Origin of the sequence: Vibrio sp. SBT000027, assembly GCF_963894355.1 — a bacterium.
Taxonomy (GTDB): domain Bacteria; phylum Pseudomonadota; class Gammaproteobacteria; order Enterobacterales; family Vibrionaceae; genus Vibrio; species Vibrio splendidus.
In genome coordinates, this window is the sequence record NZ_CAWQGD010000003.1 from 74331 (window position 1) to 90780 (window position 16450).

At 44.5% G+C, this 16450-nt stretch carries 15 protein-coding genes; 6 read left to right on the top strand and 9 right to left on the bottom strand.

Annotated features, from left to right (window positions below; translation table 11 throughout):
* Positions 1-2: 2 nt before the first annotated feature.
* The 4 genes from arcA to aspA all read right to left on the bottom strand — a co-directional run bounded on the left by arcA (position 3) and on the right by aspA (position 6972).
* On the bottom strand, positions 3-1226 hold the full coding sequence (gene arcA / locus AACU28_RS08830) for an arginine deiminase (protein WP_017088985.1): 1224 nt from the start codon (positions 1224-1226) through the stop codon (positions 3-5).
* An 814-nt stretch (positions 1227-2040) separates the two neighbouring features.
* Positions 2041-3489 (bottom strand): YfcC family protein, encoded by a 1449-nt coding sequence (locus tag AACU28_RS08835; protein WP_017094774.1) that lies wholly within the window; start codon positions 3487-3489, stop codon positions 2041-2043.
* A gap of 542 nt (positions 3490-4031) precedes the next feature.
* The gene (locus AACU28_RS08840; protein WP_004729714.1) at positions 4032-5339 is read right to left on the bottom strand and encodes an anaerobic C4-dicarboxylate transporter; all 1308 of its coding nucleotides are present in this window, start codon (positions 5337-5339) and stop codon (positions 4032-4034) included.
* A gap of 181 nt (positions 5340-5520) precedes the next feature.
* Entirely contained in the window at positions 5521-6972 is a 1452-nt protein-coding gene (aspA, locus tag AACU28_RS08845) for an aspartate ammonia-lyase (RefSeq protein ID WP_121602818.1), read from the bottom strand.
* A 284-nt stretch (positions 6973-7256) separates the two neighbouring features.
* Here aspA and AACU28_RS08850 point away from each other — a divergent pair, with 284 nt between their 5' ends.
* Complete coding sequence (locus AACU28_RS08850; RefSeq protein WP_012604974.1) at positions 7257-7781, top strand: FxsA family protein; 525 nt, start codon at positions 7257-7259, stop codon at positions 7779-7781.
* Positions 7782-7983: 202 nt separating this feature from the next.
* Here AACU28_RS08850 and AACU28_RS08855 read toward each other — a convergent pair whose 3' ends face one another.
* The 4 genes from AACU28_RS08855 to AACU28_RS08870 all read right to left on the bottom strand — a co-directional run bounded on the left by AACU28_RS08855 (position 7984) and on the right by AACU28_RS08870 (position 11303).
* Entirely contained in the window at positions 7984-8463 is a 480-nt protein-coding gene (locus tag AACU28_RS08855) for a tRNA (cytidine(34)-2'-O)-methyltransferase (protein WP_004729711.1), read from the bottom strand.
* Between the two features lie 77 nt (positions 8464-8540).
* Positions 8541-9158 (bottom strand): superoxide dismutase, encoded by a 618-nt coding sequence (locus AACU28_RS08860; protein ID WP_017088984.1) that lies wholly within the window; start codon positions 9156-9158, stop codon positions 8541-8543.
* Between the two features lie 76 nt (positions 9159-9234).
* On the bottom strand, positions 9235-10614 hold the full coding sequence (gene cpxA, locus AACU28_RS08865) for an envelope stress sensor histidine kinase CpxA (RefSeq protein WP_004729709.1): 1380 nt from the start codon (positions 10612-10614) through the stop codon (positions 9235-9237).
* Positions 10614-11303, bottom strand: a complete 690-nt coding sequence (locus tag AACU28_RS08870; protein WP_121602819.1) for a response regulator — start codon at positions 11301-11303, stop codon at positions 10614-10616. The genes cpxA and AACU28_RS08870 overlap by 1 nt, the downstream gene beginning before the upstream one ends.
* A gap of 187 nt (positions 11304-11490) precedes the next feature.
* On the opposite strand from AACU28_RS08870, the gene AACU28_RS08875 reads away from it, so the two are divergent.
* From AACU28_RS08875 to pfkA, 3 genes are all read left to right on the top strand, one after another.
* Positions 11491-12000 carry a CpxP family protein gene (locus tag AACU28_RS08875; protein WP_017077588.1) on the top strand — a complete coding sequence of 170 codons (510 nt, stop codon included), beginning with the start codon at positions 11491-11493 and terminating at the stop codon, positions 11998-12000.
* A 163-nt stretch (positions 12001-12163) separates the two neighbouring features.
* A complete protein-coding gene (fieF, locus tag AACU28_RS08880; protein WP_026012358.1) occupies positions 12164-13072 on the top strand; it encodes a CDF family cation-efflux transporter FieF in 909 nt (302 codons plus the stop codon).
* Between the two features lie 316 nt (positions 13073-13388).
* The gene (gene pfkA, locus AACU28_RS08885) at positions 13389-14351 is read left to right on the top strand and encodes a 6-phosphofructokinase (protein ID WP_004729705.1); all 963 of its coding nucleotides are present in this window, start codon (positions 13389-13391) and stop codon (positions 14349-14351) included.
* Positions 14352-14497: 146 nt separating this feature from the next.
* Here pfkA and tpiA read toward each other — a convergent pair whose 3' ends face one another.
* A complete protein-coding gene (gene tpiA / locus AACU28_RS08890; protein WP_004729704.1) occupies positions 14498-15268 on the bottom strand; it encodes a triose-phosphate isomerase in 771 nt (256 codons plus the stop codon).
* 249 nt (positions 15269-15517) lie between these two features.
* Between tpiA and AACU28_RS08895 the strand changes: the two genes are divergently transcribed.
* Both AACU28_RS08895 and AACU28_RS08900 read left to right on the top strand, forming a co-directional pair.
* Positions 15518-15865 (top strand): 5-carboxymethyl-2-hydroxymuconate Delta-isomerase, encoded by a 348-nt coding sequence (locus AACU28_RS08895; protein WP_004729703.1) that lies wholly within the window; start codon positions 15518-15520, stop codon positions 15863-15865.
* A gap of 86 nt (positions 15866-15951) precedes the next feature.
* Complete coding sequence (locus AACU28_RS08900) at positions 15952-16374, top strand: DUF805 domain-containing protein (protein WP_102456462.1); 423 nt, start codon at positions 15952-15954, stop codon at positions 16372-16374.
* The last annotated feature ends 76 nt before the right edge of the window (positions 16375-16450 follow it).

The window sequence follows — 16450 nt, forward strand, 5'->3', positions numbered from 1 at the left end:
GATTAGATACCATCACGCTCAATTGGGCAGCTCATGCAGCGTGCGCCACCGCGACCGCGACCAAGTTCGTCTCCTGGAATCGGAAGAACCGTGATGCCTGCTTTGTCGTATTTTTCGTTGGTGTAGGTGTTGCCTTCGTAGCCAATAACGACGCCAGGTTTAACCGTTAGAACGTTGTTTGCATCGTTCCACTGTTCACGTTCTGCATGGAAGTTGTCGCCACCGGTTGTGATTAGGTTTAGCTTGTCTACGCCAAGTGCTTTTTCGATAGCCGTTACGAAGTAGCCTTCTTCTTTCACTTTTACAGCGCCAGACTCATCGCCAGTTAGGTTCCAGCACTGCACGTCTTTACTTACCACTTCAGGGTAAACAGAGAACGTATCTTCGTTCATGTGAGTCATTACGGTGTCTAAGTGCATGCAAGAACGGTGTTTTGGTAGCTGCATTGCGATAACTTGTGTCGCTTGACCGTGTTTGAATAGGCTAGATGCTAAGTGTTCAACACCTTGTGCTGTTGTACGCTCGGACATACCGATAAGCACCGCGCCACGACCAAGTACAAGAACGTCACCACCTTCAATCGTTGAGTTGTCGTAATTGATTTTTTCTTCATCGCCGAAGTATTTAATGAAGTCTTGGCCTGCGAATGTTGGGTGCCAACGGTAAATAGCGCGAACGTGGTTTGTTTCACGTTGACGAGCTGGTTTCGCCATTGGGTTGATAGATACACCGCCATATACCCAGCAAGATGTATCGCGAGTAAATAGGTGGTTTGGTAGTGGCTCGATAATGAAGTCAGTTGGTGCGTGCATGCCTTGCATCATTGAAGATGATTTCATTGGCATCTCAGCGTAAGACAAACCGCCCGTTAGGATTTTTGCTAACTCTAGGTTTGGTAAATCGCCCAAGTAGCAGCGCACATCATTGGCGAATGTTTTACCCAAACGGTAATCAGATACTTGGCAGCTTAGTAGCCAATCTTTCGCTTCTGACACCGCTAGTGTGTCGGCTAGTAAGTCAGTAAGAAGAAGAACCTCAACACCTTGATCACGTAGCGTTTGAGTAAATGCGTCATGCTCTTTACCTGCACGCTCAACAGCCAGTACGTCATCAAATAGCAAATCGTGACAGTTAGAGGGTGTTAGGTGAGTCAGTGCGCGTCTTGGGCGGTGAACTAGAACGCGGCGTAATTGACCTATTTCAGAACCTACATAGAACTTACTCATGATCGTCTCTCTCTTATATATTTGAATTACTTTTATTGCTAAGAGTAATTATTTATTTTCAGTTGAGAATAATGAATTATTTTATTCATATCTCTTGTCTGGAATTAATATTACGCCTGCTAGTCAGGTATTCTTAGAGATCTATCACAAATCGTTTTTTATCCCGCAGCCCTTTAAAATCAAGGGTTTTAACAAACTTTATGCACTTTCAACTATTGTCAGGCTTTTCTAAATAGTTAACTCCTTGGGAATATTATGCATGCTTTTTTCATTCGCCTAGCTAGAATCCGATTTGTGAGGGATTATATGCAGAATAGTTTTATTGATAAGAGTGTGCTTAGTTTGGAAGTATGCAGTGTTTTTATTTAGATATTTAATTTTGGATGTGGAATTAATTAGTTGTTAACAAAATAAATGCGAATAAAGCTATTGTGGTCACACTTTATAATTGGGTTTTTTAAGCCAGTTTCCTATAAAAATTACTACTATTTTCTCTTTGGTTATTACTGTGTAAATTACTTTAAATATAATTAACGCTAATAAATGACTAAATATTTGTATAAATATAAGAGCGAAGAATAGTTGGCGATTTATTAGCTTTAACCTTGATGTTTAAACGTTGGCTGACTCTTTGTCGCAAGTGGTTTTTGCTTGTTTAAGCTTTGCTACTGAGATAGGTCATAGAGAGGCGTTAAATGAAGCGTGTGCAGCTCGGCAGGTTGTTTTGGTGATTGGGTTGGAGTTGGATTAGATAGCAATAAAAAAAGCCGCTATGGAAGCGGCTTTGGATGAGAACGGAGTGAAGTGCTTTAAGTTAGATCAGCGCACCAATACTTAGTACAACGATGCAGAACACCATTAAGATACCGACTAATGGCATTACCCATTTAACCCAGCGAACATAAGGGACGCGGGCAATCGCCAAGCCACCCATCACAACCGCAGAGGTCGGGGTGATTAGGTTCACCAAGCCAGATGCCGATTGGTAAGCGGTGATAACGAGGTCACGACCTACGCCAGCAAAGTCGGCCAGTGGTGCCATGATAGGCATGGTGAGTACGGCTAAACCAGACGTTGATGGCACTAAGAAGGACAACAAAATCTCTAAGAAGAACATCACGTTAATAAAGATAACTGAAGAAAGCCCCGTTACCATTTGTTCTGCAGAGAACAGAATCGTATCGGTGATCATACCTCGGTCCATCACGACCACGATACCACGCGCGATACCGATGATAAGCGCTACACCAAGTAGGTCGCGGGCACCATCAATGAAGCTAGTCGTAAACTCTTCCTCGCTCATGCGAGCCACAATACCGACAATGATTGTCGCGGCTAAGAACATCGCTGAGATCTCTGCCATCCACCAGCCAGCAACCGATACACCGTAAATCATCACAGCGAAAGAGCCACCGAAAATAGTGAGGATTAATTTACGCGTTGTGGTGAAATCAAGTTTTTCGTCGCTCGTGTTACCAAGGAAGTGCGCTTTGTTCTCTTCGTATTTGTCGTAGACAATCGATGTTGTTGGGTCAGCTTGAACCATTCTTGCGTAACGCATGACGTAGGCAACACAAATTATCCAACCAATAACGAGCATGGCAATACGCAGCACGATACCGTCAGTAAATGGGATACCAGAGGCGTTGGCAGCGATCACGGTTGCGAATGGGTTAATCGTTGACCCTAGCACCCCAATCCCTGCGCCAAGCAGTACGGTCGCAGCGGCAACAAGAGGGTCAAAGCGAGCGGCCATCATTACAGGTACTAGCAGCGTATAGAATGGCAGTGATTCTTCCGCCATGCCGTAGACGGTACCGCCAGCAGCAAACAATGCCATCAGTATCGGTATCATCAGCTCTTCTCGCCCTTCTAGGCGGGCGGTGACGCGTTCGATACCGGCATCAATGGCGCCAGTTTTGGTTACTAGCCCTAAGAAACCACCAATGATTAAGATGAACAGCGAAACATCGATTGCTGCAGCTTCATAGCTATTGTGGTCGTAGAAACCGTCAATAGGCGCAAGCAGTACGTCAATCACACCTTGAGGGTTACCTTCTACTGCTTGATAGGTGCCGGTTACCGGTACTTCTCGACCTAACTCTTCATTCATTGCTCGGTCGTATTGGCCTGCTGGAACAACCCAGGTAAGCAGGGCTACGAATGCAATTAGAATAAATAGAATGGTGTAGGCAGAAGGGAATTTAAAGTTGGCAAAGAAGCCGCCCTTTTTTTTCTCGCTTGGTATCGTCTGAGTCGTCATGGCTATCTCCTTACATCATCCTAAATAGAATTGACGTGAATTAGCGACTAATGTTTATAGATTGTAAATACAGTGACATTTATAAAGCATTCAACGATATAAAATTCTTGCCCTTATAGAGCGAGCATCTATATGACGTTGCCGACTTTAAATATAAGTATCTTTATATTTATATATCCAAATGAATTAAGATTTAATTTAACTGCGGTTATTTTATTCCTTACGTCGGAATTTAAGTTTGGTATTGTTCACAAAAATAGTGACCAATGAATAGGCTGAAAAACGTTAGAAAAAGAGCAAGGTTTTTTGGTTAGTTAGCTTGGATTAATATTCGATGTGAATTATAGGAAAACAAGGGGTGGTTGCGTTGGCAGGCATTGTTAATGAATGGCGTGAATATTATTGGAATTTTATTCAAACTTTATTTTTGTTCGGATTTTTAGGTTTATAATGTTTATTTGATACGTATCAAATAAACACATTGTGCAGAAAAGAAAAAAGGAAGCCGAAGCTTCCTTTTAGGTTTGGTTTTTCAGCGAGTGTTAGATAAACAGACCGCCGAATGCGAAGCCGAGTGCTACCGCTGTACTGATTGTTGCCACACCAGGAATGAAGAATGGGTGGTTAAATACGTACTTACCAATACGAGTTGAACCTGTGTCATCCATCTCAACCGCTGCCAGTAGCGTAGGGTAAGTTGGAAGTACGAACAGTGCACTTACCGCAGCAAAAGAAGCCACGGCTGTTAGTGGTGCTACGCCAATCGCTAGAGCTGCAGGCATCAGTGCAACCGTTGTCGCGCCTTGAGAATAAAGCAGCATAGAAGCGAAGAACAGAACAAGAGCCAGCATCCAAGGGTAGTCAGCAAGTAGAGCACCAGCAACGTCTTTGATTTCAGCAACGTGTGCATTCACAAACGTTGAACCTAACCAAGCCACACCCAGTACACAAACACATGCTGTCATACCAGAGCGGAATGTTGGAGCCGAAGAAATCTTCGCTGCATCAATCTTAGTGAACATCACGATTGCCGCTGCTGCTGCCAGCATCACAGACATGATCGCTTCGTTACGGCCTAGAGCTGGGTTTTCAATTAGGCCAACAGAGCTAGAGATAGCCGCTGCGTAACAAACCACGAAACCAATCGCTGCTAGGAAGATGTAAGTCGCTTTCTTCGCTGTTGGTAGAATTTCGCGTTTCTCTTCTGTTGCTAGCTTGATTAGACCTTTCTCTAGACGTTCTTGGTAAATAGGATCGTCTTTCAGTTCGCTGCCCATGTAGTTCGCGACAACCGCACCAACCATACAAGCGATGAAGGTTGTTGGAATACAAACCATCAATAGCGTTAGGTAATCGACACCAAAGGGTGCCAGCATCGCTGCGAAAGCCACAACTGCTGCCGAAATAGGCGAAGCTGTGATCGCAATTTGAGAGGCTACAACTGCGATAGACAGTGGACGAGAAGGACGAACACCTTGGCCTTTTGCTACTTCTGCAATAACAGGCAGCGTAGAGAATGCTGTGTGACCAGTACCCGCCATCAGTGTCATTACAAAGGTCACAATCGGCGCGTAAAAGGTGATACGTTCAGGGTGTTTACGCAAAAAGTTTTCTGCAATTTGTACCAACCAGTCCATACCGCCAGCAACCTGCATTGCTGCAATTGCGGTGATAACCGACATGATGATCAAAATTACATCGACCGGGATAAAAGATTGGCTTGTTGGAACACCAAGAATTAATGAAAGGGCAATAACACCAGCACCACCGGCAAAACCAATACCGATACCGCCAATTCTGGCCCCCAAAAAGATAAAGAGCAGGACGACAAATAGTTCTACTGCAATCATAAGTAACACCTCATTTTAGATTTTATTATGTGAACATTCGCCACTGGAATGTTCACATAATAGTTCTATGGTTTAGGTTTAATTAAGCAAAAACGCAACTAACGGAAATCCACAAGATCAGCAGGGTTAACCGTATTGGAGCCTAAAAAAGGGCTCCGTTTGGAGCCCTTTCTCGCTACCGTTATTCGTAGCGTTTAGCTTTATACTGAGGATGCATCAGATTTTCAACAGAGAAAATGTCATCAAGTTCTTCTTCGCTCAATAAACCGCGCTCTAGAACTACATCACGAACACTCTTACCTGTTTCCGCACAAATCTTACCAACGATGTCACCTTCGTGGTGGCCAATGTATGGGTTTAGGTAAGTTACGATACCGATAGAGTTAAATACGTGAGATTCACATACTTCTTTGTTTACAGTAATGCCGTCTACACACTTGTCGCGTAGGTTCACACATGCGTTTGTCAGGATGTCTAAAGACTCAAACATGCTTTGTGCGATAACAGGTTCCATTACGTTCAATTGAAGCTGACCGCCTTCTGCTGCGAAAGAAACCGTGTTGTCGTTACCTAGAACTTTAAAGCAAACTTGGTTTACTACTTCAGGTACAACAGGGTTTACTTTAGCAGGCATGATTGAAGAACCCGCTTGCAGTTCCGGTAGGTTTAGCTCGTTGAAGCCAGTACGTGGACCTGAAGAAAGAAGACGTAAGTCGTTACAGATCTTAGACAGTTTAACCGCTAGACGTTTAAGTGCGCCGTGCGTCATTACGTATGCGCCACAGTCAGACGTTGCTTCGATTAAATCTTCAGCCGCTACACACTCTAGGCCAGTTACTTCTGCTAGGTGCTTAACTGCTAGGCCTTGATAACCCGGTGCTGCGTTCAGACCAGTACCGATAGCCGTTGCGCCTAGGTTAACTTCAAGCAGTAGTTTTGAAGTGTATTCTAGGTTTTTGATTTCTTCGTTGATGGTTACAGCCCAAGCGTGGAACTCTTGGCCAACCGTCATAGGCACAGCATCTTGAAGTTGAGTACGACCCATCTTCAAAATTGTGTTGAATTCTTGGCTCTTAAGCTCAAATGCACCTTTTAGGTATTCGATAGCATCGATCAGTTTACGAACGCTGTTGTAAACAGAGATGCGGAAGCCCGTTGGGTAAGCACAGTTTGTAGATTGGCTGAGGTTTACATGGTCATTTGGGTTGATGAACTCGTATTGGCCTTTTTCTTTGCCCATAAGTTCAAGTGCCACGTTCGCAACGACTTCGTTCGCGTTCATGTTTACAGAAGTACCAGCACCACCTTGGAAAACGTCCGATGGGAACTGATCCATGCACTTGCCAGTGTCTAGAATGAGGTCACAAGCTTCGATGATGTATTTAGCCACTTCGCTTGGAATTACACCTAACTCTTTGTTTGCTAAAGCCGCTGCTTTCTTTGTCATCACCATACCGCGAACGAATTCAGGTACATCTGAGATCGTTACATTTGAGATGTTGAAGTTTTCAACTGCGCGTAGAGTGTGGATGCCGTAGTAAGCATCAGCCGGAACATGACGTTGACCTAATAGATCTTCTTCGAGACGAGTAGCTTGAGGAGCTTCAACTTGAGCTTCTGATTGAGTAGCCATAACAGGATCCTTAGAGAATTATTCTGATTATATAGTTAGTTATTAGCCTATTCTGTGTGCAAATACTCCGTTCGCTAGAATATTGGGCTGATAAATCCGTCCTGACTTATGTGGCACATGATACTGTACTTAGCGCATAAAAATATTAAGTTGATCACCTTTTTCGTTTTTGTTTCGTCAATATTTAGCAAACTTATTCCGGGTCAATAAACACGCTTATTTACAGGATAAATTTGAGATTGGTAGGGCTTTCAGCGTAAACTGGACGTAACAAAGGAGGGCGTGTGTTTCCTATCTTATTATTACTCTTTATCTTCGTACCCATCATTGAGATTGGGCTATTTATTCAAGTTGGTGGCTTCTTAGGATTGTGGCCAACTATCGCGTTGGTTTTGATCACTGCATTTGTGGGTGCATCGCTGGTTCGTAGCCAAGGCATTCAGACACTTATGTCTGTTCAAGGTCGGTTGCAACAAGGCGAAATGCCAGCACAACAGATTCTTGAAGGCGTAATGCTTGCGGTTGCAGGTGTTTTACTGCTGACTCCGGGTTTTATGACAGACGCACTCGGCATGTTGGTATTGCTGCCTGCACCAAGAGCGATGATTGCCAAGAAAATGATGGAAAAAATGGTGGTGACCAATATGTCTGGCGGTTTCCATGCGGGTGGGCAGGCTGGTTTTGGCCAGAGCCCATTTGGACAAGACCCATTCAATCGCGACCCATCAGATCAATCAAAAGACGGCAACACTTTTGAGGGTGAATTTGAGAAGAAAGACGATGACAACGATCGTAACCGCTTAAATTAATGGTTTGTCTCTTTATATAGAGAGACAAACAGAAAAGGCTCTTACCGTTATCCTTCGCAAGAAAGTGATAATGGTAAGAGCCTTTTTATTGCGTGTCGCCGACTGTTACTTACTGTTACTTAATGTTTATTATTGATAACAGATAACAGATAACAGATAACAGATAACAGATAACAGATAACAGATAAGCTTGAGCGTTCGGTTATACCGCGCCTTCAAAACCCATTTGTCGCCATGCTTCGAACGCAATAATGGCCACTGCGTTAGACAGGTTCAAGCTGCGTGCTTCTGGCATCATTGGAATACGAATACGTTGCTCCATTGGCATACTTTCGATGAACTCAGCAGGCAGGCCGCGAGACTCAGGGCCAAACATCAGTACATCACCTTGTTGGAATTTCGCATCAACGTGGTGGCCAGTGGTCTTGGTCGTACAAGCAAAGATACGGTAGTCACCCTCACGTTCATTCTCTAGATACTCAAGGAAGGCTTCTAGGTTCTTGTGACGCTTTACTCGTGCGAGGTCGTGATAATCTAAACCCGCACGACGAACCTTCTTCTCTTCGAAATCAAAACCAAGCGGCTCGATAAGGTGCAGGTTTGCGCCGCAGTTAGCTGATAGGCGGATGATGTTACCCGTGTTGGGCGCGATTTCTGGTTCGTATAGAGCGATATCAAACATGTTGGTTCACAAGAATAATCAAAGATAGCCAGAGTATACGGTGGCAAGCTGAGTGAGTACAGTTCGCCACCCTCAGCTTAGGCTTGGTTCGCTAGTGCCTGCGCGTAGTTTTCAGATACCGCATTCCAATTCACTACGTTCCACCAAGCATTGATGTAATCAGGACGACGGTTTTGGTAGCTGATGTAATAGGCGTGTTCCCAAACATCGAGTGCAAGAATGGGCTCGCCATTACTGGCAACGGTATCCATCCACGGGTTGTCTTGATTTGAGGTCGAGATGATCTTCAGTTGTCCTTCTTCCACCACTAGCCAAGCGAAGCCTGAACCAAAGGTATTGATTGCCGCTTGAGCGAACTGATCTTGGAATGTCTCGAAATCTCCGAAAGTACTTTTGATAGCTTCGCCAAGCTCGCCCGTGGGTTCACCCCCACCGTCTTGCGACATGCAGTTCCAATACAAGATGTGATTGTAGTAACCGCCACCATTATTACGAACCGCAGGACTGTGCTGAGAAATGTTAGCGAAGATCTCGGTCAGAGACTGTTGCTCTAGCTCGCTGCCAGAAACAGCCGCAACAAACTTATCGTAGTAGGTTCTATGGTGCTTGCTGTAATGCACTTCCATCGTCTTAGCATCAATGTAAGGTTCTAGGGCGTCGTAAGCGTAGGGTAAAGCAGGGAAAGTGTGTGACATGGTAAATCCTCCTTAATTAGAGGATTTACCATAATGATAATAACAATCATTATCAACTGTGATCTTTGTGGGGGTATTATACCGGCAAGATTGGCAGGGTGATTTCGAGTTGTAATCCACCGAGCTGGCTACGGCTTGCAGTGATGGTTCCGCTGTGTTGGCGAATCGCACTTTCTGTAATGGTGAGGCCAAGCCCAGTGCCACCTGAATTACGATCGCGTGCCGTTGAAACTCGGTAGAACGGTCTGAAGATAGAATCCAGTTCATCCTCCGGTACACCATCACCGTTGTCATTGACGCAAATCGTCAGCTGATCTTGGACAACATGGAATTGCACATCCACTTGGTCTTTGCCGTAGTAGATAGCATTGCGCGTAATATTGTCCAAGGCACTCATCAGCAGCTTAGGGTTACCCGAAATAGAACGCTCTGGGATCTCTGAAAACGTCAGTAATTTACCCATCTGTTCAGCTTCAAACTCTGCATCTTTTAAGATCTCTTCCCATAAGCTCGAGATAGGTTGAACCTCGCGAGTGATGTGGCTGTCGACCTGCATACGAGATAGCGTCAGTAGCTCACTGATCATTTGTTCCAAACGCTGCGCTTCGGTATCAATACGTTCTAATTCTTGGCTCTCACCTTGCTTACGAATTGCCAGTGCATTGGCCATGCGTAGACGAGTCAATGGCGAGCGCAGTTCGTGTGAGATATCAGAAAGTAGGCGCTGTTGCCCCGAAATCATCTGGTTTACCGCTTCCACCATTTGGTTAAAGCTTTCACCCGCTTGTCTGAATTCTGAGGTGCCTTTTTCAAGTTGAGGGTCGACCTCAAATTGACCTTTTGCTACGCGTTGCGCTGCGCGCTCTAGCCTACGTGCGGGTTGGCTCAATGCCCAAGCTAGCCATAGCAATAGCGGGGTACTTGCTAGCATTACCGCAAGTAACAGTTGTAAGGGTCTATCAAACAGTCGTAGCAAAAATGGCGGTGGTTGGTTCCATTTTACTCCGGCATACATCAGTAATTCTTCACCAGCGAGTGTGATAGGTACTGGCCCTGCCACCATGTAGTGTCCGTATAGTTTCTGTTTTGGTACTTCAGGGTTATCAATCGAGGTAACAAAGTTGCGAATCGCCTTAAGCTTATAGTCCGAATGTCTTTTTGACGTAAGGACAGCACCTTCTAGGTCGGTTAAATAGATGCGAGCACGAGAATCCTTGCGGCTACGTGGTGCCTCAAGTTGGAACACAATTTTGCCTAGATTAGGTTCTTTGGCGTAGCGTTTCTCTGTAATTTTAGCGATACGCTCGAGTTTATCTAGGTGATCTGCGGGCACATCTCGCGCCACTCGAGGGTCTAAATGGGGAAGTGACAGCACCGACAAAAGCACCAGTAACATGGTGAACCAAAAGATGGCAAAGATACGTCCATATAAGCTGGTGATTTTAGGGATGCGCATTAATCTTCCTCTACCAATAAGTAGCCACGGCCTCGTAAGGTTTTGATGCGAGACTTACCATCGCTGCGCTCTGGAATCTTCTTGCGTAGATTGGAGATGTGCATGTCTATCGCGCGGTCAAACGCCGCCAGCCTTTTGCCTAAAACATCCAAGCTCAGTGCTTCCTTGGTGATCACTTGCCCCGGGTTTTGGATGAGATGGCTCAGCAAGGCGAATTCTGTGGTGGTGAGATCGATAATCTGTCCATTACAGTAAGCCTCTTGTTTGCCAGGGAAGACTTCGATGTCTTGGTATTGAATGGTGTCGCTGGTTGATTTAGGCGCGGTGTTAGTCTGTGTTCGACGCAAGATGGCACGAATACGAGCGAGCAGCTCTCGGTCACTGAACGGCTTTGGCAAGTAATCATCTGCACCAAGTTCAAGGCCAATAACACGGTCGATCTCTTCGCCTTTGGCAGTCAGCATCAATACTGGTGTTTCCCAGTTTTCTCTCAGTTTCTTTAGCGTTTCCATACCGTTAAGGCGCGGCATCATCACATCCAGAAGAATCAGATCAATCTCATCATTGATAGCGTCAAGTCCCGCATAGCCATCATTGGCTTCGGAAACAGTGAAGCCCTCAAAGCTCAGGATGTCTTTCAGTAAGCTGGTTAGTTCTGTGTCGTCATCAATAAGAAGAATGTTCGCCATTGGGAAGCCTTAATCGGTTATCTACTATTTACAGGTTAATAATACTGCTAATTATTCGTCAACTTTCACTCTTTACGATTCTTTACGCTTTCTAAACGTCACTTTACGAGGGAAAGACTAATCTATATCTAAGCGCTGAGAAACAGACGCAATACATGACTTATTATACCGAATCGAGGCAACAATTATGAAAATGACTAAGAAACTTGTACTAGTAGCAGCGGCACTTCCACTTATGTTAGGTACAGCGAGTGCGTTTGCATACGGCGGTGGTGATAAAGGTGATCACAAAGGTATGCACGGTAAGTGTGGTGGCTTCGATAAGAAAGTGATGCGCCAACTAGACCTGACGGATGCTCAAAAAACAGAACTAAAAGAGATGCGCGAAGCGAACCGCGCTGAGATGAAAGCAAAACACTCAGGCAACAAAGCAGATAAAATGGCGCAAATGAAAGCGCATCACGAGAAAGTTCAAGATCTAGTTCTAGCTGATACTTTTGATGAAGCTGCAGCAAACGACCTAGCAAGCCAAATGGTTGAGAAGCAAACAGAGCGTCGCGTAGCAATGCTTAAGAAGCAACACCAAATGATGAGCGTACTAACGCCTGAGCAAAAGACTCAGCTGAAAGAAATCCAACAAGAGCGCATGGCGAAGTGTGCTGACAAAATGGAAAAACGCATGAACAAAGACAAGTAATTCATGGCTTGAGAAAGCTGAATTGATTGAAAGTGTTTAGAAAAAAGCGGCCTAGTGCCGCTTTTTTGATCTTTAAAAATGAATGTATTACATCATGGCTGTCATATTCAATCGGTTGTTTGCGGGTTATACTTTGTGCTATCAGTCACTTTATAGCCAATTTATGAAACAAGAATACGCACGTTTAGTTACGCTCGCCGCTTGGGCTGCCACCATCATTGCTTCCATATTATTGGTTGTGAAGGTTGCTGCGTGGTGGGTGACAGGTTCAGTCAGTTTATTAGCTTCTGTGGTTGATTCGCTGTTGGATATCGCCGCTTCTGTCGTCAACCTAGTGGTGGTTCGCTACTCTCTTCAGCCTGCCGATAAAGAACATACCTTTGGTCATGGTAAGGCTGAGTCTCTTGCTGCATTAGCGCAGGCAATGTTTATTTCCGGTTCCGCTTGTTTCCTTATTCTTAATGGTATTGAGCGTTTCTTCCGACCGCATGAGCTGAACTCTCCTGAAATTGGTATTTATGTCAGCTTGTTCGCGATCGTAATGACCTTTGGTTTGGTTCGATTCCAAAAACATGTTGTCAGCAAAACGGGCAGCCAAGCGATAGCCGCCGATTCACTGCATTATCAATCCGACCTTTATATGAATGCAGCGATCATGCTCGCGCTAGCACTGAGCTGGTTTGGCATTGGTCAAGCGGACTCGGTATTCGCGATTGGTATCGGTATCTACATTCTTTACAGTGCCTACCAAATGGCAACAGAAGCCATTCAATCTTTGCTTGATAGAAAGCTGCCAGATGAAGAATTAAAACAGATAAAAGAGACATCGCTGAGTGTGGAGGGTGTGCTTGGCGTGCATCAACTAAGAACGCGTCGTTCAGGGCCTGTTCGGTTCATTCAATTGCATTTAGAACTCGAAGATAATATCCCACTTATTGAAGCGCACCGCATTTCTGACGAAGTAGAAGACAAGCTTATCTCTGTTTTCCCTGATGCTGATGTATTAATTCATCAAGACCCGTATTCGGTCGTATTTGGACCCGAGAAGCAGCAGAAATTTCACTCATGGTAAGCGAGCTAAAAAAGGGTTGGCAAATGGTAAGTAGGTGGCTTTTGAACTAAAGTGAGTAAAAATTACTAATTCTTCGGTGATTCAAAAACCACCTTAGTAACAATTAATGTTGATTCTGATGTGAATCAACAAAGTTACTGAGTAAAACTGTAATACTCTTACAGAAGTAGAAATGTTACATAATTTTACGCGATTTAAGTGCTATTCCTGTTGAGGAAATGTAACATAACGCACAAATATAGATTTAAAATCTTGTTGATATACAATCAGCAAGAATAAGAATTGAATAATAGATTCCCAAAAATCGAGGGTGAGCATGATTAAGAAGATCGGTGTTTTGACCAGTGGTGGTGACGCTCCAGGCATGAACGCAGCAGTTCGTGGTGTAGTTCGTACTGCGCTATCAGTTGGCATTGAAGTTTACGGTATTTACGATGGCTACCAAGGCCTTGTTGAAGACCGTATCGAAAAGCTTGACCGTTCAAGCGTATCTGACGTGATCAACCGTGGTGGTACTTTCTTAGGTTCTGCACGTTTCCCTGAGTTCAAAGACGTTGCTGTTCGTGAGAAAGGCATCGAGAACCTTAAGAAGCACGGTATCGAAGCACTCGTTGTTATCGGTGGTGACGGTTCTTACATGGGTGCTAAGAAACTGACTGAGATGGGTTACCCATGTATCGGTCTTCCAGGCACAATCGATAACGATATCGCGGGTACTGACTACACAATCGGCTACCTAACAGCGCTTAACACTGTTATTGATTCAATCGACCGTCTACGTGACACGTCTTCTTCTCACCAACGTATTTCTATTGTTGAAATCATGGGCCGTCACTGTGGTGACCTTACGCTTATGTCAGCAATCGCGGGTGGTTGTGAGTACATCATCACACCTGAGACTGGCCTAGATAAAGATCAGCTTATCAGTAATATCCAAGATGGTATTGCGAAAGGTAAGAAGCACGCAATCATCGCTCTAACTGAGTTAATGATGGATGCGAATGAACTAGCGAAAGAGATCGAAGCTTCAACAGGTCGTGAAACTCGTGCAACGGTTCTTGGCCACATCCAACGTGGTGGTCGCCCGACTGCATTTGACCGTGTACTGGCTTCTCGCATGGGTAACTACGCTGTTCACCTTCTTCAAGAAGGCCACGGTGGTCGTTGTGTTGGTATCGAGAAAGAAGCGCTTGTTCACCACGACATCATCGACTGTATCGAGAACATGCAGAACCCAGACCGTTCTGAGCTGTTCCGCGTTGCAGAAGAGTTGTTCTAAGCCACGTTTAGCGTTCGTTTAAAATATTAAAAACCGCTGATTTATCAGCGGTTTTTTTGTGCCTGTTGTTTTAAAACCAAATCTCAGGCAATAAAAAAGGCCAACCTAAGTTGACCTTTCATTTAATCTAAACGGTGACGTTTAAATTAAGCTTTTGCTTCAGCTGCTGCTTTAGCGATAGCTGCGAAGCTTTTCGCGTCTAGCGCTGCGCCGCCAACTAGAGCACCGTCGATGTCTGGTTGTGCGAAGTAAGCTGCTGCGTTTTCTGGCTTAACAGAACCGCCGTATTGGATAACAACTTTCTTAGCAACGTCTTCAGATTTCTCTGCGATGTGTGCACGGATTTGAGCGTGGATGCGTTGTGCATCTTCAGCTGTAGCTGCTTTACCAGTACCGATAGCCCAGATTGGTTCGTAAGCGATGATAGCGCCTTCAAGAGCTTCAACACCTTGAGTGTTGATAACAGCGTCAAGTTGACGAGCACATACAGCAACAGTTTCGCCTGCTTCGTTTTGTGCATCAGACTCACCGATACAAAGAACTGGAGTTAGGCCGTTCTCTTTTAGGAATGCGAATTTCTTAGCAACGAATTCGTCAGACTCAGCGTGGTATTCACGACGCTCAGAGTGACCGATGATGATGTGAGATGCGCCGAACTCTTTAAGCATTGCTGGAGACATGTCGCCAGTGAATGCACCGCTGTTGTTTAGGTCAGAGTTTTGAGCACCTAGGATGATCGCGCTGCCCGCTTCAGTAAGCGTACGCTCAGCAAGATCAACGAAAAGTGCTGGTGGAGCAACTGCTACGTCTACGCCTGTTACGCCTTCAAGTTCAGCGTTAAGACCGTTTAGTAGATCAACAACCATTTCTTTGCTGCCGTTTAGTTTCCAGTTACCCATAACTACAGGATGACGCATAGGAATATCTCCAAAGTATTTAAATAAATCGAATGTAAAAAAGTAAACTTTATTACGAAATAATATAACAGAATAATATCAACAGATCATGACTGTGGTCATGACTTTCTTGGATCTTACTCAATGGTCAGAGTAGATTTTGAGCATATATCAGTGATCCGGCAGACAGAATAATAGCTAACTTCTCGGATTTTTTATCGTTAGTTGCTATTAAGGGACAAACGATTGCGTTAACAATAGGAAGTAATAATGCCGAATCTAGTTCTAGAGTACTCAAATTCAGTGGATGAGCGAGTGAATATCCAAGGTTTACTGGAAGATCTTCATCAAGTTACATTAAACTGTGGTTTGTTTGATGTACCTTCTGTGAAGTCTCGTTCACTGCGCTGTCATAACTGGTTGGTCGGTGATGAAGAGGACAATGTGGATTTTGTTCATATTAGCTTCGAGTTACTTTCAGGGCGTACCGAAGAACAGAAAAGAGAATTGTCGCGTTTGTTGATGCAAACCTTACAAGAACAGGCAAGCCATATCCGCAGCCTAACGGTCAACATAAGGGATATGGATAAAAGTTGCTTTCAGAAAGTGATTAACTAGCTAAAAATAATCAACGAACTGAAAGTGATTAACTGACTATTTGCTGCTAACTTTTTGGTAGCGTATTAATTTTTTGAGTATTTAAGATGTCGATGAAAGATTTACTGCTCTCTTTCAAAGGGAGAATTGGTCGTAAGACTTACTGGATTTGGAATATTTTCTACTATATCGCGATTACTGGTTTTGCCACCGGTATCTCGGTTTTGTTCCCAGCATACTCCTATCTCCTGTTACCAATCTTCCTTCTATTACTTGTTATTCCAGATCTTGCTGTTACCGCTAAGCGCTGGCATGACCGCAACAAGTCTAACTACTGGCTATTGCTGAATGTACCGCTTGTACTCGGGCGACTTGCATCACCAATGGCAGCGACCACGACAGAGCCGGTATCGCCAGTTCATATGGCGGCAACCGTTGCAGCATTAGTGTGTGGCTTGTGGATTCTGATTGAGTGTGGCTTGTTGAAAGGCACAGAAGGCCGCAATGATTACGGCGAAGATCCCGTTTAAAGGTTGAATGATTGATAAGTAAGAAGGGAGCCTTGTGCTCCCTTTTTCTTTGAATGGGTTTTTGTCGCTAGTCCAT